This window comes from Brucella pseudogrignonensis (assembly GCF_032190615.1).
GTDB classification, from domain to species: domain Bacteria; phylum Pseudomonadota; class Alphaproteobacteria; order Rhizobiales; family Rhizobiaceae; genus Brucella; species Brucella pseudogrignonensis_B.
Genome location: NZ_JAVLAT010000001.1, coordinates 2091936 through 2110106, shown reverse-complemented (window position 1 = coordinate 2110106; position 18171 = coordinate 2091936). Strand labels below are relative to the sequence as shown.

Here is an 18171-nt window from a genome sequence, read left to right as displayed (position 1 = left end):
TCATAAAGTTTAACGTATTAACCGGCGCAATTGTGACCGTTCTGCAACAAAATACTACAGTCGATACGCTATGCTATCATTCCAGAAGCGATCAAGACGCTGCAACGACCGGTTCATTGCTGTAAACTCTTCCACCTGAATACCGCCAACTTGCTCAATAGAAGCAATATGACGCTGGTAAAGAGACTGTACCTGATCCGCAATCTCGTTGCCTTTGTCGCTCAAGCTGACACGCACCGAACGACGATCTGTGCTTGAACGTTCATGGTTGATAAAGCCCATATCAACGAGCTTTTTCAGATTGTAAGAAACGTTTGAGCCAAGATAGTAGCCCCGCGAACGTAACTCACCTGCGGTTAGCTCAGAATTACCAATATTAAACAGAAGCAACGCTTGCGTCGCGTTAATGTCGCTGCGACCAGCGCGGTCGAACTCATCCTTGATGACGTCGAGCAGACGGCGATGCAGGCGCTCAACGAGCTGTAGTGCTTCAAGATAAAGGGTGCGGAGCGCTGCTTCGGGATTCAAAAGCGGAGCAGATGCATCCATTCTGTGCTGTGCATTGATCATGTCTTTTGCCTCTCTGTCGGAGCAACCTTACGTGAGGTTACTCTCTTTCCTGTTCAGCCGGTGTTTTCACCGTGTCTGGATAGGAATTTAGACGAGATGCATAAAATTGGACTTAAAAGTCAGCCTTAACAGTAGCTTACCAATCGAAATGCAATTTCAGGCTTAATGTTTTGTTACCAGCACATCAATTCAGACGGCAAGACCGACGCGTGACAGCCGTCGCTTTTCCAGAAACAGCATGATGCGGAAGACCACATAAATGAGGATGCATGTCGCATTAAAAGCGACAATCAGTGGTCGATATTCGAAGTGCCGAGCGAAGACGGAATAAATCGCTATTTCGCCAATCGCTGCCACAACCCATAAAACCGGTCCCCATGGTGCACGCATCCACAGGCCGGTCGCGGCAACGGGCATTAAGAGTGCCAGCGCGACACAGGCCGTTTGCCACTGCCACGGCATCAAATCAAAGCGCCACAACAAGCCCGGTTGCACCCCAATCAGCTTAATCCAGTAATAAACACCGCTTGCCAGAACAGCCAAAGCGATCAAACGCATAAACCATACGAAAGACCACTCGGTTCCACTGGGCTGGATATGCTGTTGCAACTCATCCTGACGCATCAAAAGCTCAGTTCCCTCTCGCCAAGATTGGCAAAATACGCGTTGACCGTTTCCGGCTTCACTTCATCAATCGACGCAGGCTGCCAGACCGGCGCCCCGTCCTTATCGATCAGAACTGCCCGAACGCCTTCATAAAAATCGTGCCCCGCCAACATGCGTGACGCAATGCGATATTCCATGCGCATACAATCATCGAGATCAAGCGCACGACCATCAGCTATCTGACGGAATGTTACCGCTACACTGGTTGGCGACCGCGTAGCAAGAACAGTCAAAATATCCGTTGCTGGCTTGCTGCCATTTGAAGCTGCCTTTTCCAGCGCTTCGAAACATTCGGCAAGCGTTGCATGTCCAAAACTCTCCGCAATCACATTCCGGGCCTCGGGAGAGGTTTCGAAATCAGGATATTGTGCACGTGCCAGAGCCGCATCAATATCGGCCTTTGCAATCAGATCGTCACGTAGATCATCCAGATCGCTGGCTGCTACAGCATGAGTAGCAATACCGCTTTGCAGGCAATCACCCCAGCGAATCCGATTACCAGTAAGTGCGAGATAATAGCCGAAATTATCATGCAGATGCGGCAGGAACGCGCTGCCGCCCACATCGGGGAAAAAGCCAATGCCTGTTTCTGGCATGGCAAACAGCGTATTTTCCGTGACGATCCGGTGCGACCCATGAATGGAGATACCTGCGCCGCCGCCCATGACTATGCCGTTCAACAAGGAAACATATGGTTTCGGGAACCGTCCGATGCGCGCATTGAGACAATATTCATCACGGAAGAAATCAAATGCAGGCGTTCCTTCCTGGCCAGCCTTATAAGCGGCCACAACATCGCCACCCGCACAAAACGCACGGCCTTCACCTTCGACAATAACGACAGCGACATCGTTGTCGGATTCCCATGCTTGTAAAGCACGGTCGAGCGCAAGAATCATTTTATGGGTAAGAGCGTTGAGCGCAGATGTGCGTGTAAGCCTGACAAGGCCAGCCTTACCCTTACGCTCAAAGCTGATTTCGCTGCCGCCACCGAAGTCAATCTGCATGTCGCTTTCTCCCGTTATATGAAATGGGTAGAAACTGAGAAGCCCCGCGTCAATCCTGCACAGCCTATTGTGCTTGGTTTAGCCACTTTTCCCATGATAAACCGTCTGCAACACACACTAAGCTTCCGAACCGGTAGATTCCCAAGCTTTCTTCTCTCGGGAACATTTATATGACTGATCTTCTGAACAACATTTCTCCTGCGAACATTTCGGGCCACGTCGATGATGTGACCGGAGGCCGTCGTCTGCGGCGTATGCGCAAGGCCGACTGGTCACGCAGACTGGTTCAAGAAACACATCTGACCGTAGACGATCTGATTCTGCCATTCTTTTTGACCTACGGAACGGGCGTCACCGAAGCTGTAGATGCAATGCCCGGCGTAGAACGCTATTCGGTCGATATGGCTGTGCGTATGGCAGAGAAAGCCGCAAAGCTTGGTATTCCCGCGATTGCGCCCTTCCCGCGCGAAAAGGCAGAGGTAAAGACAGAGGACGGTGCTTATGTTGCAAGCCCCGACAATCTGATTAATCGCGCCGTTCGCGCGATCAAAAAAGAAGTGCCTGAAATCGGCATCATAACGGATGCAGCGCTTGACCCATTCACGACACACGGTCATGACGGCATTTTGCGTAATGGCGAAATCATCAATGATGAATCGGTTGCCATGGTTGTTCGTGGCGCACTGTCACAGGCCGAGGCGGGGGCAGATGTGATTGCACCTTCCGATATGATGGATGGTCGTATCGGCGCTATTCGCCAGGCACTGGATGCGCATGGCTTCAACAATGTGCCAATCATGTCTTATGCGACCAAATTCGCATCTGCCTTCTATGGCCCGTATCGCGATGCAATCGGTACAGCTGGTCTGCTCAAGGGCGACAAGAAGACATACTATATCGATCCTGCGAACCCTGACGAAGCCGTGCGTGAAGCCGAACAGGACGTGGCGGAAGGCGCTGACATGCTGATGGTGAAGCCCGGCATGCCTTATCTCGACATCATCCATCGTCTGAAGAACACGTTCCGCCTGCCGACTTATGCCTATCAGGTCTCAGGCGAATATTCGATGATCAAAGCCGCCGGAATGAATGGCTGGATCGACGAAGAAAAGGTCATGATGGAGAGCCTGCTCGCCTTCAAACGCGCGGGCTGCGACGGTATTCTGACTTATTTCGCGCTGGATGTGGCTGAGAGGCTGAAAAGCCAGTGCTAGGCTTGGGTCTGTTCTTTCCTTGAAATCGTTTCTTTAATACACCATCTTGATAGCTGCTCTGCAACGTGCGGAGCAGCGGACGGTTTATTTCCGGAACGCTTTTCGTATTAACGACTGGAAGGGACAATGTCCGATCATATTCTACACGGCGAAGTTATGGGGCCGGGTTACGAAAGCCGCGCATTTTTTGAAGGCGTGCGCACGCGTCGTATCATGGCGTTCCTCATCGACTATCTCATCGTGTTTCTATTGTGCATTCCGGCTGCCATTGTAATTTTTATTCTTGGCATTATCACACTGTCGCTTGGCTGGGCGCTTTATGCGATCATGTTTCCCGTCGTCGCACTACTCTACGTTTCGCGTACGCTGGGCGGACCGCAGCAGGCCACCAAAGGCATGCAGATGATGAACATCAAAATCGTTCGTCTTGAAGGTGGCACCGTCGACCCGATGCTGGCTGTGGTTCACACAGTTCTGTTCTGGGGCCTCAATGTGGTACTGACACCGCTGATCTTGCTTGCAACGTTGGTCATCGACCGCAAGCGTGCCGTGCATGACCTTTTGCTCGGAACTGCCGTCATCCGTTCGGATCGATAATCAAGCATCAAAAAAATTCAGGGCCGGCTGCACAAAATGTCTATTGACGTTTTGTGCAGCCGGCTCAATCTTTAGAACATGTTTCCCAAAAAGTAGAAACCGATTTGGGAACTAAGACATGCAGATAAAAAATCTCAAAGAGATGGTTCGGTATTGCCGTTTCGTGGATATTGAATGACCCATCAACCGCAACAGTCTCCGCAGTTTTTCCTAACGGCTCCATCGCCTTGCCCTTACCTTGACGGGCAAATGGAACGTAAGGTTTTTACGCACCTCGTTGGAGACAAGGCCAGCGAGATCAATGATCTGCTGACCCAGGGTGGTTTTCGTCGTTCTCAGAATATTGCCTATAGACCCGCATGCGAAATGTGCCGCGCTTGTGTTTCGGTGCGAATCCTGACCGATGAGTTCGAGATGAACAAGAGCATGCGCCGGGTGTGGCATCGCAATCGCGATCTGATTGGTCGTCCGCACAAGGCACAACCAAGCACCGAACAATATGCGCTGTTTCGCGATTATCTGGATGCACGGCATCATTCGGGCGGCATGTCCGATATGACAGTGCTCGATTATGCGATGATGGTCGAAGACACCCATGTCAACACGCAGATTATCGAATATCGCCGACGTGGGCCCGATAGTTTCATCAGCGCCAAGGGTGACGGCGAACTGATTGCGGTAGCCCTTACCGACGTGATGGCTGACGGTCTGTCGATGGTCTATTCCTTCTTCTCACCGCATATGCATGAGCGGTCCATTGGAACTTACATGATCCTCGACCATATCCAGCGCGCACGTGCGGCTGGCTTGCCACATGTCTATCTGGGCTATTGGGTCGAGGGGTCGCGCAAGATGCAATATAAAACCCGCTTCAAGCCACAAGAACATCTCGGTCCACGTGGCTGGCAGAAATTTGAGGGATAACAAAAAGGCGGCATCAAAGCCGCCTTTGTTTTAGAATTTTCCCGAACGTGGGAAACCCTTTGGCACGGTGCGACCGGCAGAGGCGCGAGACGCAATCCACTCAACAAGTTCTTCCTTGTTGCGATTGAACGTGCGGTCGGCTGAATCCTGCCACGACAAGCCGTCAGCAATTGCAAAAGTACGAATGTCGGAAATGCCGCCATCCTTATATTTCTGCAACCGCACGCCCTTACCGCGTGTCATTTCCGGAATTTCTGCAAGCGGGAAGACGACCATCTTGCGGTTTTCGCCGACCACCGCGATGTGATCACCCGAAATGCGCTGGCAAAGCTTGGCTTCGTCCGGTGCCTTAACGTTCATCACCTGCTTACCCTTGCGGGTATTGGCGACGGCTTCATTCTCAGACACGATGAAGCCATTGCCTTCATGAGACACAAGCAGAAGCTTTGCCTGCGGATCGTGAACAAAGGCAGTGAGAATATCCTGATCGTTTTCCATATCGACCAGAATACGGATCGGTTCACCATGACCACGACCGCCGGGAAGCGTATTCGCGCCGATGGTGAAGAATTTGCCTCCCGTCGTGAAGAACAGAATTTTATCCGTCGTCTCAGCGTGGAAAGCGAGTTTAAGCTTGTCGCCTTCCTTGAAAGCCAGAGTCGAGAAATCAGCCATATGGCCCTTCATCGCACGCAACCAGCCCTTTTCAGACACAACAATCGTGACCGGCTCACGCTCGATCATCGCTTGGTGAATCTCTTCAAGATCGTGGGTTGGTGCTTCCGCAAAAGTGCTACGACGTTTGCCTAGTTTGGTCGCTGGGCCAAATTTTTCGCGGACGGCTTTGATTTCTGTGCTGATCCTCTTCCACTGGCGCGTGCCGGAAGCGAGCAAGCCTTCCAGATCAGATTTCTCGGCAGTCAGGCCGTCAAATTCTTTGCGGATTTCAAACTCTTCAAGCTTACGCAACGAACGTAAACGCATGTTGAGAATGGCTTCGGCCTGATTATCCGTCAGATCAAAGAACCGCATCAGCTCCTGCTTCGGCTCATCCTCTTCACGAATGATGCGGATGACTTCATCAAGATTGAGATAGGCTTTGAGAAAACCGCCAAGGATTTCCAAGCGTTTATCAATCTCTGCCAGACGATATTCAGACCGGCGAACCAGCACTTCCTTGCGGTGCTCCAGCCATTCCTTGAGCACGCCGCCAAGCGACAGAACATTTGGCACTTTGCCATGCGAAAGCACGTTCATGTTGAGCGAAACGCGGTTTTCAAGCTCGGTCAGCTTGAACAGCGACTCCATCAACAGTTCAGGATCGACCGTGCGGTTCTTCGGTTCCAGTACGATGCGAATATCTTCAGCGGACTCGTCGCGAATATCATCAAGCAACGGCAGCTTCTTTGCCAGAAGCAACTCGGCGATCTTTTCAATCAGGCGCGATTTCTGCACCTGATACGGAATTTCGGTGACAACAATCACCCAAGTTCCGCGATTACCCTCTTCCTTTTCCCAGCGTGCGCGTGCGCGGAACGAACCGCGCCCTGTGCGATAGGCTTCAACGATATTGGCATGATCTTCGACCAGAATACCGCCAGTCGGGAAATCAGGACCGCGCACCTTGCATTTCAAAAGTGCAGTCGGATCGCTCTCCGCTTCCTTTTTCAGCTCTTCCCATTGCGCAGGCGAAGTAATGAGTTCTTCGACACTCGCATCGGGATGGTTGATCAGATAAAGCGCGGATGAGCAAAGCTCCGCCACGTTATGCGGCGGAATATTGGTGGCCATGCCGACCGCGATACCGGCCGAGCCATTGGCAAGCAGGTTCGGGAATGCACCCGGAAGGACGATGGGTTCTTCGTCTTCCTCATTGTAAGTCGGGCGAAAGTCGATAGCGTTTTCCGTAATGCCTTCAAGCAGCAGCGTAGACACTTCAGTCATTCGCGCTTCGGTGTAACGCATTGCGGCGGCATTATCACCGTCGATATTGCCGAAGTTGCCCTGCCCGTCCACGAGTGGATAACGCACGGCAAAATCCTGTGCGAGACGCACCAGCGCATCGTAAATCGAGGCGTCGCCATGCGGATGGAATTTACCCATCACGTCGCCGACGATACGCGCGCATTTTGCATAGGCCTGATCAGGATTAAGACGCAGCAGACGCATCGCATGAACGATACGGCGGTGAACCGGCTTCAAACCGTCGCGCACATCCGGCAGCGCACGATGCATGATCGTGGACAGCGCATAAGCGAGGTAGCGTTCCTCGAGGGCCGATTTAAGGTCGACCCGTTCGATGTGTTCGTCGCCGTCGTCCGGCGGAATCAGACTTTTACCCATAGTTCTCAGTACCAATTGCACGATTCGTCAGCAAGTGGGGATGAGAACCAATCCAGTACATTCGTCGCAAATATGCCGTCATTGCTGCTGTATAGAGAAAATAACGTGGTTTTCTCCACAACGAACATATGAAAAGCGAAACGGGCTTTTTTTCCTTTCGTAAAAGCTTATGTAGACATTTAAATTTTTTACCAAATGATCAGGAGCCAATAAATGCAGGTTTTCGTTCTTAGTAAGCAGGTCGTGAGCGTTTTTGCAGCAAGCACGGCGCTCTCGTTGGTATTCGGCAGCGTAGCTATGGCCGCAGATGCCAATGCCGTCGCTGAACGCCTCAAGGCAATGTATGCCAAGCAGGGCGCAGAACTAAGCTTTGCCAATGTCAAAGCTGATGGCTCCGACATTGTGCTTGAAGGCACGAAGATCAAGCTTGCAACGGTTTCCGACAAGGAAACAGCTATCGGCGACATCACCCTCGAAAACGTTGAGGATGCATCTGACGGCGGTTACAGCATTGAAAAAATAACTATTCCTGACATCGAAGTTCCTGCTGGTGAAGCAAACAAGAATGACAAAGTGTCGATTAAGGACATTTCGATGGAAAACGTCCAGATTCCATCGGAGAAGGCTGAAGGCGCGCTCAACCAGATCGTTTTCTATGACAAGATGAAGATCGGTCAGATGGAGTTCGGAACGCCTGGCAAAGATGGTGCAACGGTTAAAGACCTGGAAGTGTCGCTGAACGCAGCTGACCGCTCTGAGAAAATCGACTACGCGCTGACCATTGCTGACATTGACGCTACCTTCGAGAAGGATGGCAAGAACCCACTCGCTCCGCTCGACATGAACACCTTTAACGGTGCCGTGACATCAAAGGGCACATGGCTGCCGAAGTCTGGTGATGCATCACTCGACCAGTTCGAGATCAGTGCAAAGGAACTTGGCAAAATCGACATTACCGGCGCGCTTGCCGGTTATGACATTGCATTCCTCGAAGCTGTGCAGAAAACCCAGCAGAATATGACCAAGGCCGATGCCGACAAGGACGCTGCTGGTCTGGCAATTCTCGGCCTTGCTGAACAGCTGAGCCTTAAGAACCTGACGATCCGCTTTGACAATGAAACCCTCACGCAGAAGCTGCTCGATTATTACGGTAAGCAGCAGGGTGCAGACGGCAAGCAGCTTGGCGAACAGCTGAAAATGATGGTTCCGCTGATGGCCACACAGCTCAAGAACCCTGAATTTGCTCAGCAGTTGAAGACTGCGGCTGAAAAGTATTTCGACGATCCAAAGTCGCTGACGATTTCGGCTACGCCTGACCAGTCAGTTAGCTTTGCATCGATCGTTGCGACAGCATCGCTTGATCCAACAAAGATCATTCCACTGCTGAAAATCGCAGTCGAAGCCAACAACTGATTGAACTGATATCAATCAAGCAAACCCGGTGCGCTCTGCGCACCGGGTTTTATTTTACCTGCTAATCAGACCAAAGAAAAAGCCCGATCTCACGACCGGGCTTTTTTAATTTCATAGCAGAACCGATCAGCTCTTCTGCGTGGGTGCCAGACGAATATGAAGATCGCGCAGCTGTGCTGGCGAAACATCCGAAGGCGCGTTCATCAGAAGATCGAGCGCCTGCTGGTTCATCGGGAACAGCGAGATTTCGCGCAGGTTCTTTGCACCAACGAGCAGCATGATCACACGATCAACACCGGCAGCCATACCGCCATGTGGAGGTGCGCCGTACTGGAACGCACGGTAGAGACCGCCGAAGCGCTCTTCCACGTCCTGCTGGCTCAGGCCAACCAGTTCGAACGCCTTCACCATCACATCTGGCAGCTGGTTACGGATCGAACCTGAAGCGATTTCAAAGCCGTTACAGACCAGATCATACTGGTAAGCCTTGAGCGACAACGGATCCTGCGTTTGCAGTGCTTCCATGCCACCCTGCGGCATCGAGAACGGGTTGTGTGCGAAGTCGAGCTTCTTGTTGTCTTCATCCCATTCGTAGAACGGGAAGTCGATGATCCAAGCAAGTTCAAAGCGCTCACGATCAACGAGGTTCAGCTCTTCACCAGCACGCGTGCGGGCATCACCTGCGAATTTGTAGAACTTCGATGGCTGACCAGCCACGAAGAAGCAGGCATCACCATCACCAAGACCCAGCTGCTCACGAAGCGCTTCTGTGCGTTCTTCACCAATGTTCTTGGCAATCGGGCCAGCGCCTTCGAGCTTATCGCCTTCTTTGCGCCAGAAGATGTAGCCGAGACCTGGCTGACCTTCGCCCTGAGCCCATGAATTCATGCGATCACAGAATGCACGCGAACCACCGGTCTTGGCCGGGATTGCCCATACTTCGACCTTCGGGTCGTTTGCGATCATATTTGCAAAGACCTTGAAGCCGGAGCCTGCAAAATGCTCAGTCACTGCCTGCATTTCAATCGGGTTACGCAGGTCTGGCTTATCCGAACCATAGGTGCGGATCGCGTCATCATAAGCGATGCGGCGGAATTGCTGCGTGACCGGCTTGCCTTCAGCAAACTCTTCAAAGATGCCACGCATGACAGGTTCCATCGTTTCCCAGATTTCTTCCTGAGTAACGAAGCTCATTTCAAGATCAAGCTGATAGAATTCGCCCGGCAGACGGTCTGCACGCGGATCTTCATCGCGGAAGCAAGGCGCAATCTGGAAGTAGCGGTCGAAACCAGCAACCATCAGCAGCTGCTTATACTGCTGCGGAGCCTGCGGCAGCGCGTAGAACTTGCCTTCATGAATACGGCTTGGCACGAGGAAGTCGCGCGCACCTTCCGGCGACGAAGCCGTCAGGATTGGCGTCGAGAACTCATTAAAGCCGATTTCGGTCATGCGGCGACGCATCGCTGCAATGATCTTTGTACGGCTCATAATGTTCTTGTGCAGCGTTTCGCGACGCAGGTCGAGGAAGCGGTACTTGAGGCGAATGTCTTCCGGGTAATCCGGCTCGCCGAATACTGGCAGCGGCAATTCCTTAGCTGCGGCCAGAACTTCGATCTCGGTTGCGAAGATTTCAACATCGCCGGTCGGCAGGTTAGCATTCACCGCTTCATCGGCGCGAGCCTTCACTTCACCATCGACGCGAATGACCCATTCACCGCGAACGGTTTCAGCAATCTTGAACGCTGGCGAATCAGGATCAGCAACAACCTGAGTGAGGCCATAATGATCGCGAATGTCGATGAAGAGGATGCCACCATGGTCACGGACGCGATGGACCCAGCCAGACAGACGGACTTTCGAACCAACATCCGATTTGCGAAGGGCTGCGCAGGTATGGCTGCGATAACGGTGCATGATTTCTGCCTTTTGGAACTTTATAAATCTTGTGCAAGCAAAGCGCTGCAATTCGGGCGGAAAAGCGCATTTTGATCACGCTTTGTCAAGCCGACACTACGTGTGTTAAACCAGCTTGACAGAATATGTCGACAAAAATCACTATTTACGTGTTATCTCATCGCAATATCGCTCTTGCGGCGCATTAAGCAGCCCGCGGTTCAATATTTTGTTTAAACGCGCAACTTAATCGAAAATTGCTTCACAGTTTTCGGGATGCGCTCTAAAAGAAGAATATGCAGCTCATCACGACCACAGAGGCCCTTGAAGAGGCCGTATCCGCCTTAGCCAAATCCGACTTTGTGACAGTCGACACCGAATTCATTCGGGAAACGACTTTCTGGCCGGAGCTTTGTCTCATTCAAATGGCCTCGCCTGACCAGACTGCTTTGGTCGATGCTTTGGCACCCGGTCTCGATCTTGCGCCTTTCTTCCGCCTGATGGCCGATGAGAACGTGGTCAAGGTATTCCATGCCGCGCGTCAGGACATAGAAATCGTGTTTCACTTGGGTGACCTGATCCCTGCCCCGATTTTTGACAGTCAGGTTGCCGCTATGGTTTGCGGCTTTGGCGATGCCATTTCCTATGATGCGCTGGTTCAAAAAGTCACCGGCAAACATCTCGACAAATCCTCACGCTTTACCGATTGGCGCCGCCGTCCACTGTCCGACAAGCAGCTCGATTACGCGTTGGCTGACGTTACCTATCTGCGCGACATCTATCTCTATCTGAAAGATGAGCTTCAGAAAGAAGGGCGCAGCGAGTGGGTTAATGAGGAAATGGCCGTGCTAAGCGCACGCGAAACCTATGATCTGCATCCCGACGATGCATGGAAACGCGTAAAAACGCGTATGCGCAAGCCGATTGAACTGGCAATTGTGCAATCCGTTGCGGCATGGCGCGAACGTGAAGCACGCGAACGTAATGTTCCGCGTGGCCGTGTCATCAAGGACGATACGATTGCAGAAATCGCGCAGCAGCAGCCCAAAGACGCGGAAGCGCTCGGTCGTTTGCGTTCAATCCCGAAAGGTTGGGAGCGTTCGGCTCAGGCCGCCGGTCTTGTGACTGCGGTTCAGGCCGCACTGGCCATTCCAAAAGAGGATCTGCCAAAACTGCCGAAGCAATCGCATTCTCCTGAAGGCAGTGCCGCCGCTGGAGATATTCTTAAAGTATTGCTCAAGCTTGTGACCGAAGAACATGGTGTTGCGGCCAAGATCGTTGCAAGTTCCGATGATATCGACAAGATTGCAGCTGAAGGTGAAAAGGCCAATGTGCCTGCGTTGCAAGGCTGGCGTCGCGAAGTCTTCGGCCAGAAAGCGCTTGATCTCATTGAAGGCAAAATTGGTATCAAGTTTGAAAACCGACGTATTCGGGCAGTTGAATTAAGTTAAACAAAAAGGCCGGCGGAGAATATTCCCGCCGGCCTTTTTGTTTGTCGATCATTCAGGTTTAATGATGCTCGTTTGCTTCAATCGCACTGTCACCAACGGCAAAGAAAAGGTTCTTACCTGCCAGCTTTGAGAGCTGCTGCAAGCGACCTTCCGGGCGATCCGAAATCAAATCAGCAATATCACCCGGCACGACCAGCGCGATTCCATTCTCTTCCTCACGCCAATAAAGGCGCGGAATTACCCCCGGCATTGAAGCGGAGAGCAGATAGACTACCCGCAACAACGCACCCAATAGTCTTGCGCGTTCGCGCAAACGCGGCGTGGCGAGCTTCAAAATTTCAGGCGCAATCTCGTCTTCAACCAGTCCTTCATGGCGATAATAATTCGCCAAAGCCATGAAAGAGCGACCGGGATGATCAATGCCGCCAAAAGAGCCATGCGCGATGATATTCAGCGCCTGAGAACCGCGATAGTCGGGATGGGCCCGCCAGCTGATGTCAGCCACCAGACACGCAGCCTGCCTATAACGTCCCTCGTCTTCAGTTTCATCAAACCCAAGCACCGGCAACGATAACGTGGTCCATGTTGCCAATTCTCGCGCATGACGCGGCGAACGCGAACGCAGGATTGCAAGCTCTTCTGCCGAAGCCAGAAGCGGATCAAGTCGCTGTTCGTTCTTGGGCAGCAGTGAATAAAGATAGCCTTCACGAACACCAAGCGCTGAGAAGACAATCTTTGATGGCTTCATTCGGCGAATGGTTTCGAGAAGAACTGTCGCGCCATAGGCAAGCAGCTGACGACGGTTTTTGGAAACCGCTTCAATGCCGCGCATTGTATCAATGTTTCCTTTGGCGACACGCGTGAGGAAGCTTTTCGCTTCCACCGGATCCATCTCATAGCCATGCATGACATGCAGCGGATAGTGTTTTGCCGTCATGTGCAGCTTGGCGAGATTTCGCCATGTGCCGCCGACAGCATAAAACACCTGCCCCTGATGCTTTTCAAGAAGCGTCGCACGAGCAAGCTCAGTACGGGTGATTTTCGCTGCTTCTGGAAGCTGCTCGTTTGACATGTCCTGCAAACGCAGACCGCCCAGAGGTAACGTGAGTCCCTCACCCACATCGTGGTCATTCACATCGACCAGTTCGAGACTGCCGCCACCGAGATCGCCAGCCACGCCTTGCGGCTTATAGAAACCCGAAATGATGCCAAGTGCCGAATAATAGGCTTCTTCCTTGCCGGACAGAACTTCAATGTGCCGTCCAAGAATAGCCTCGGCCTGAGAAATAAAATCAGGGCCATTCTTGGCTTCGCGTGCAGCCGCTGTTGCCAGCGCATGGATGGAAATCGCGCCGGCTTGTTCAGCCAGCACGCGAAAACGCTTCAATGCGCGAAGAGCAATATCAACGGATTTCTCATTGAGCTTTCCAGTCTTGGCCAATCCTTTGCCAAGACCGCAGAGAAGCTTTTCATTGAAAAGCACTGTCGGCGAGCGGACAATGCCTTCATAAACAACGACACGGATCGAGTTTGATCCGATATCGATAACCGCGACGGGCTTGAGGCCCTTCAATCGGCCTTGTGCTATTGCTGGACTCATGAAGTCGTTTTTCTTTCCGCCTGTGCACGTCTGCGATGTGCAGTCAGGCGTGGGGCAGATGATTTCGGTGACTTTCCGCGACCAGACAAGCTTGGATTTGTCATGAAATATTCCTGCGCGTTGAAGGCTTCTTCTCCGTCCGCTTTTTCTATCCGGCGAGAGGTGCCATCCGCAAGTAGCTGATAGCTCTGTTGGTTATCAATTATGTTGGCAAACATAATTTGCGAAAGAATCTGCTGGTGTACAGTTGCATTCGTTACTGGCACCAAAGTCTCGACACGCCGGTCAAGATTGCGAGGCATCATGTCGGCTGAACCGATATAGACAATTGCCTTGTCAGACGGCAGATCATACCCATTTCCGAAGCAGAAGACGCGGCTATGCTCGAGAAAACGCCCGACAATTGACTTCGCACGAATGTTATCCGAGAGACCCGGCACACCCGGACGTAGACAACAAATACCACGCACAATCAGTTCCACATCAACGCCCGCCTGACTGGCTTTATACAGCGCATCAATAATCTGTGGATCAACCAGCGAGTTCATCTTCATCCAGATGGCAGCAGGCTTACCAGCTTTCGCATTGCTGATCTCATCTTCAATGTGCTTGAGGATTCGCGCACGCAGCGTCAGCGGAGAAATAGCGATCTTCATTTCCTCGGCTGGCTGCGCATAGCCTGTGATGAAATTGAAGATATGTGCCACATCGCGCGCAATGTCGGCGTCTGACGTAAAGAACGACAAGTCAGTATAAATGCGCGCCGTGATCGGGTGGTAATTTCCCGTGCCCAAATGGACATAAGTGCGCAGCTTCTGATCTTCGCGGCGCACAACCAGCGACATCTTCGCATGCGTCTTCAGTTCGATAAAGCCGAAGACAACCTGAACACCTGCACGCTCCAGATCACGCGCCCACCGAATATTGGCCTCTTCATCAAAACGCGCCTTCAGCTCGACCAGCGCAGTGACTGACTTGCCAGCTTCGGCAGCATCGACCAGCGCACGAACAATCGGGCTGTCATTAGAAGTCCGATAAAGCGTCTGCTTGATCGCCAACACATCAGGATCAGCGGCCGCCTGGCGCAGGAACTGCACCACAACGTCAAATGATTCATAAGGATGGTGAACAACGATGTCCTTTTCGCGAATCGCTGCAAAGCAATCGCCCCCATGCTCGCGGATACGCTCCGGGAAACGTGGATTGTAAGACACGAATTTCAGATCATCCCGCGGAATCGAAACAACTTCCGAAATCATGTTCAGCGCCAGAAGGCCTTCCAGAACACTGATACGATTTTCGGAAACGCCGAGTTCCGTTGCGACGAACACGCGCAAGGCTTCCGGGATTTCTGCATCAAACTCGATACGGATCACCTGACCGCGACGGCGGCGCTTCAATGCGGTCTCAAACAGACGGACGAGATCTTCGGCTTCTTCTTCCACTTCAATATCGCTGTCGCGAATGATGCGGAATGTGCCTGCGCCGCGCACTTCATAACCCGGGAACAGACGACCGATAAACAAGCTCACCGCATCTTCAATTGTGATGAAGCGGAATGCATTCGTTTGTTCATTCGGCAGCTGGATGAAACGCTTCAGAGCAACAGGAATGCGCAACAGTGCCGTCATCGGATGACTATCGAGACGACGTGCCAATTGCAGCGCCATAGAGAACCCAAGATTGGGAATAAATGGGAACGGATGCGCAGGATCGATCGAAAGCGGCGTCAGAACAGGGAAAATGGTTTCAAGGAAGTGGTTTTCCAGCCAGTCTTTTTCATCTTTAGACAAAGCTGCCGGTCGAACGATCTCGATATTTTCTTTTTCAAGCTCTTCGCGAAGTATACGCAGACGGTCCTGCTGACCTTCCTGAAGGCGGCTGACTTCTTCGAGAACAAAATCTAGCTGTTCCTGTGGAGTGCGACCATCGGCGCTGCGCATGGCAACACCTGCACGCACCTGTGCCGCCAGACCCGCAATACGCACCATGAAGAATTCATCGAGATTGGCTGCAGAAATTGACAGGAAGCGCAGACGCTCAAGCAACGGCTGGCGTGTATTGCCAGCTTCTTCCAGAACACGACGGTTGAACTGCAGCCACGAAAACTCACGATTGACAAAGCGTTCCGGGCTTTGCATCAGTTCAGAAATCCTATCATCAATCAAAGCTTCGTGAGCATTCTGATCTTTTCCAAGATTCTTGTCCGTTGAAAGATCATTGGCTGGCTGAATGGTCAGATCAGTCGTATGTGGTGCCATAATGCTGTTTTCGTTCATTTTTCCTGTCCCGGCTTTCACCGGAAAATCCCGGTGCGACCATAAGCCTATGTCTGTCATATGACAGTTTGATAGCAAACCGCTTGAATTGTCTCCAGAATTGATGAAAACGCTTCCAGAAACAAGTCGTACGCGGTAAATGCTTGAAAAATAGCTTTCTAAAATTTGATGCCGCGACCCACAAGCTCCGGAGCATATCATGTCCGATCACATCATCCCGCACTTCCAGAACGACGCTGGACATAACTCCATCGAAATCGGCGTAAAGGAATTCATGTGCGTCGGCGCCAATCCGCCTTTCGATCATCCGCATGTTTTCCTCGACATGGGACATGAAAGCGAATCTGTCTGCCCTTATTGCTCGACGCTCTATCGCTACAACCCACAGCTTCACGCTGATGAAACTCTACCTGCCGGCTGCGTCTATGATGCGCCTGCGGATAAAGCTGCCTAAACATAAATGACGGCATTCGTGCCGCTGATATTATGAGCAGCTTGGTCAAGGGACGCATATTGATTTCAGGGGCCGGTGTTGCCGGTCTGAGTGCCGCGCTTGAATGTGCAGCGCGCGGATGGACTGTTCAGCTGGTTGAAAAAGCAAAATCCCTGTCGGAAGTTGGCGCAGGTTTGCAGCTGGCACCGAATGCGATGCGCCACCTTGAACGCCTCGGCGTTGCAAACCGCCTTTCCTCACGAGCCGTTACGCCAGAAGCACTCTATCTCATAGATGGGCGTAAGGCTCGCCCACTGCTCACCATGCAACTCGGCGACAAGGCATTCAAACGTTGGCGTCATCCTTATATCGTTTGCCATCGTGCTGATTTGCAAACAGCGCTGTTAGATGCCTGCCTTGAGAATCCAAATATCGAGATTAATCTCGATGCTGAGATTATTGGCCATAAAGCAGATCAAAACGGCCTCACCGCAACGCTCAGACGTGGTGGAGCAGGTGAAGATATTGCAGCGGCCTATCTGGTTGCTTGCGATGGTGTTTGGTCTGCGCAGCGCGCCACGGCCGGATATGATAAAGCACGTTTCAGCGGTCATATCGCATGGCGTACAACACTTGCAGCGGATGCCCTACCCTCAAGTTTCAGCGGCGCCGTACCGGAAAAAAAGTCCGTTTCTGCCTGGCTTGGACAGAAAGCGCATTTCATTGCTTATCCGGTAAAGGGCGGAGAGTTCTTCAACTTTGTTGCCATTACGACGGGTGAAAATCCGGGTGAGGTTTGGTCGAAGGCTGGTGAGCGTTCACGGCTGCAATCCATCTATGAAAACTGGAGTAAGCCCGTTCGTGATGTTTTGAACGTTGAAGATGAATGGACTTTTTGGCCGCTGTTTGAAATGGGCGATGCACAATTTGTTGGCCGTGATAGAACGATTTTTCTTGGGGATGCCTCTCATGCCGTCACGCCCTTTGCAGCCCAAGGTGCTGCAATGGCCATCGAGGATGCTGCTGCTCTCGCAGAAGCATTGGATAACGAGGATCAACAATCAGCGTTGAAGCGGTTTGATTCTGTACGAAAAGAGCGGATTGCAGCAGTCGCCAAACGCGGACAGATGAACCGCTTTGCATATCATGCAACGGGTGTTTTAGCGCTCGGTCGAAATATGCTTTTCACCATGCGCAGCCCAGATAGCTTTCTGAAAGATCTGGACTGGCTTTATGGTTATGATGCCATTCAGGCTGTGCGTGGTTGATTAAAAAGCAACGAAGACGTTCCTTTTACAAAACCTAGTTTCTCATAAAAAGGCACCAGTCTTTCGGGGCAATAAAGCTCAAAACTTTTCACACGTCGCAACTTTTCATGCGATAATATGCGTTGAATAATTGTTTTTCCAAGTCCATGACCGCGCGTTTTTTCTGCGACGATCACATCAAAGATCATCGCCTTGAAGGTGAAGTCGCTTAATACGCGTGCAAAGCCGATTATGCTTCCCTCTGCATCATAACAAAAAAGCGTCAGGTCGCAGTGGTCCAACATATGTACGACATCTTCAAATGATCGCGCTGCGGTCCACCATTCTTTGCTGTAAAAGTCATAAAATTCGCGTCGAGCCTCCGATGGTAAATTTTCAGACCAATGACATTGTGTCACGCTAGCCTCCTCCTTAAGAACCGTAAACCTCTTGCAACTTTGAAATGTTCGGCAACCGCGTTCAGCCTTGCGAAAAGTCGGACAAAAAATAGGAAACACCCGCCGTTATTAGCGG

Annotated in this window: 15 protein-coding genes; 7 read left to right on the top strand and 8 right to left on the bottom strand. The window is 51.8% G+C overall.

All coding sequences use genetic code 11. From position 1 onward, the window contains the following. Positions 1-54: 54 nt before the first annotated feature. The 3 genes from ldtR to RI570_RS10205 form a co-directional block, all read right to left on the bottom strand. Positions 55-570, bottom strand: a complete 516-nt coding sequence (gene ldtR, locus RI570_RS10215) for a transcriptional regulator LdtR (protein WP_250039598.1) — start codon at positions 568-570, stop codon at positions 55-57. Between the two features lie 189 nt (positions 571-759). Then, a complete protein-coding gene (locus RI570_RS10210; RefSeq protein WP_313828314.1) occupies positions 760-1194 on the bottom strand; it encodes a DUF6163 family protein in 435 nt (144 codons plus the stop codon). Continuing rightward, on the bottom strand, positions 1194-2243 hold the full coding sequence (locus tag RI570_RS10205) for an enoyl-CoA hydratase/isomerase family protein (protein WP_313828313.1): 1050 nt from the start codon (positions 2241-2243) through the stop codon (positions 1194-1196). Before RI570_RS10205 ends, RI570_RS10210 begins: the two co-directional genes overlap by 1 nt. A 170-nt stretch (positions 2244-2413) precedes the next feature. Between RI570_RS10205 and hemB the strand changes: the two genes are divergently transcribed. From hemB to RI570_RS10190, 3 genes are all read left to right on the top strand, one after another. After that, entirely contained in the window at positions 2414-3457 is a 1044-nt protein-coding gene (gene hemB / locus RI570_RS10200; protein ID WP_313828312.1) for a porphobilinogen synthase, read from the top strand. A 126-nt stretch (positions 3458-3583) separates the two neighbouring features. After that, positions 3584-4054 (top strand): RDD family protein, encoded by a 471-nt coding sequence (locus tag RI570_RS10195; protein ID WP_313828311.1) that lies wholly within the window; start codon positions 3584-3586, stop codon positions 4052-4054. A gap of 174 nt (positions 4055-4228) precedes the next feature. Further along, positions 4229-4978: an arginyltransferase gene (locus tag RI570_RS10190; RefSeq protein ID WP_313828310.1), complete on the top strand. Its 750-nt coding sequence runs from the start codon at positions 4229-4231 to the stop codon at positions 4976-4978. 30 nt (positions 4979-5008) lie between these two features. On the opposite strand, the gene RI570_RS10185 is transcribed toward RI570_RS10190, so the two are convergent. Beyond that, the gene (locus tag RI570_RS10185; protein ID WP_313828309.1) at positions 5009-7321 is read right to left on the bottom strand and encodes a DNA topoisomerase IV subunit A; all 2313 of its coding nucleotides are present in this window, start codon (positions 7319-7321) and stop codon (positions 5009-5011) included. 213 nt (positions 7322-7534) lie between these two features. Between RI570_RS10185 and RI570_RS10180 the strand changes: the two genes are divergently transcribed. Next, entirely contained in the window at positions 7535-8734 is a 1200-nt protein-coding gene (locus RI570_RS10180; RefSeq protein ID WP_313828308.1) for a hypothetical protein, read from the top strand. Positions 8735-8860: 126 nt separating this feature from the next. Here RI570_RS10180 and aspS read toward each other — a convergent pair whose 3' ends face one another. Further along, positions 8861-10648, bottom strand: a complete 1788-nt coding sequence (aspS, locus tag RI570_RS10175) for an aspartate--tRNA ligase (RefSeq protein WP_313828307.1) — start codon at positions 10646-10648, stop codon at positions 8861-8863. Positions 10649-10923: 275 nt separating this feature from the next. Between aspS and rnd the strand changes: the two genes are divergently transcribed. Next, a complete protein-coding gene (gene rnd, locus RI570_RS10170; protein WP_313828306.1) occupies positions 10924-12078 on the top strand; it encodes a ribonuclease D in 1155 nt (384 codons plus the stop codon). A gap of 58 nt (positions 12079-12136) precedes the next feature. On the opposite strand, the gene ppx is transcribed toward rnd, so the two are convergent. Both ppx and RI570_RS10160 read right to left on the bottom strand, forming a co-directional pair. Further along, positions 12137-13678 carry an exopolyphosphatase gene (gene ppx, locus RI570_RS10165; RefSeq protein WP_313828305.1) on the bottom strand — a complete coding sequence of 514 codons (1542 nt, stop codon included), beginning with the start codon at positions 13676-13678 and terminating at the stop codon, positions 12137-12139. Next, a complete protein-coding gene (locus RI570_RS10160; RefSeq protein ID WP_409558657.1) occupies positions 13675-15939 on the bottom strand; it encodes an RNA degradosome polyphosphate kinase in 2265 nt (754 codons plus the stop codon). The genes ppx and RI570_RS10160 overlap by 4 nt, the downstream gene beginning before the upstream one ends. Before the next feature lie 217 nt (positions 15940-16156). On the opposite strand from RI570_RS10160, the gene RI570_RS10155 reads away from it, so the two are divergent. Both RI570_RS10155 and RI570_RS10150 read left to right on the top strand, forming a co-directional pair. Next, the gene (locus RI570_RS10155; protein WP_313828303.1) at positions 16157-16411 is read left to right on the top strand and encodes a zinc-finger domain-containing protein; all 255 of its coding nucleotides are present in this window, start codon (positions 16157-16159) and stop codon (positions 16409-16411) included. A 41-nt stretch (positions 16412-16452) separates the two neighbouring features. Then, entirely contained in the window at positions 16453-17658 is a 1206-nt protein-coding gene (locus RI570_RS10150; protein WP_313828625.1) for an FAD-binding protein, read from the top strand. Here the strand turns inward: RI570_RS10150 and RI570_RS10145 are convergent. Then, on the bottom strand, positions 17640-18056 hold the full coding sequence (locus tag RI570_RS10145; protein WP_313828302.1) for a GNAT family N-acetyltransferase: 417 nt from the start codon (positions 18054-18056) through the stop codon (positions 17640-17642). The genes RI570_RS10150 and RI570_RS10145 overlap by 19 nt on opposite strands. Positions 18057-18171 lie beyond the last annotated feature (115 nt).

What these genes read in the sequence shown, in the direction of transcription:
- RI570_RS10180 (WP_313828308.1), top strand. Translation starts at nt 7,535, where the DNA reads ATGCAGGTTTTCGTTCTTAGTAAGCAGGTCGTGAGCGTTTTTGCAGCA.
- RI570_RS10210 (WP_313828314.1), bottom strand. Translation starts at nt 1,194, where the DNA reads ATGCGTCAGGATGAGTTGCAACAGCATATCCAGCCCAGTGGAACCGAG.
- RI570_RS10155 (WP_313828303.1), top strand. Translation starts at nt 16,157, where the DNA reads ATGTCCGATCACATCATCCCGCACTTCCAGAACGACGCTGGACATAAC.
- RI570_RS10190 (WP_313828310.1), top strand. Translation starts at nt 4,229, where the DNA reads ATGACCCATCAACCGCAACAGTCTCCGCAGTTTTTCCTAACGGCTCCA.
- RI570_RS10160 (WP_409558657.1), bottom strand. Translation starts at nt 15,939, where the DNA reads ATGGCACCACATACGACTGATCTGACCATTCAGCCAGCCAATGATCTT.
- aspS (WP_313828307.1), bottom strand. Translation starts at nt 10,648, where the DNA reads ATGCACCGTTATCGCAGCCATACCTGCGCAGCCCTTCGCAAATCGGAT.
- RI570_RS10185 (WP_313828309.1), bottom strand. Translation starts at nt 7,321, where the DNA reads ATGGGTAAAAGTCTGATTCCGCCGGACGACGGCGACGAACACATCGAA.
- rnd (WP_313828306.1), top strand. Translation starts at nt 10,924, where the DNA reads ATGCAGCTCATCACGACCACAGAGGCCCTTGAAGAGGCCGTATCCGCC.
- RI570_RS10205 (WP_313828313.1), bottom strand. Translation starts at nt 2,243, where the DNA reads ATGCAGATTGACTTCGGTGGCGGCAGCGAAATCAGCTTTGAGCGTAAG.
- ppx (WP_313828305.1), bottom strand. Translation starts at nt 13,678, where the DNA reads ATGAGTCCAGCAATAGCACAAGGCCGATTGAAGGGCCTCAAGCCCGTC.
- ldtR (WP_250039598.1), bottom strand. Translation starts at nt 570, where the DNA reads ATGATCAATGCACAGCACAGAATGGATGCATCTGCTCCGCTTTTGAAT.
- hemB (WP_313828312.1), top strand. Translation starts at nt 2,414, where the DNA reads ATGACTGATCTTCTGAACAACATTTCTCCTGCGAACATTTCGGGCCAC.
- RI570_RS10195 (WP_313828311.1), top strand. Translation starts at nt 3,584, where the DNA reads ATGTCCGATCATATTCTACACGGCGAAGTTATGGGGCCGGGTTACGAA.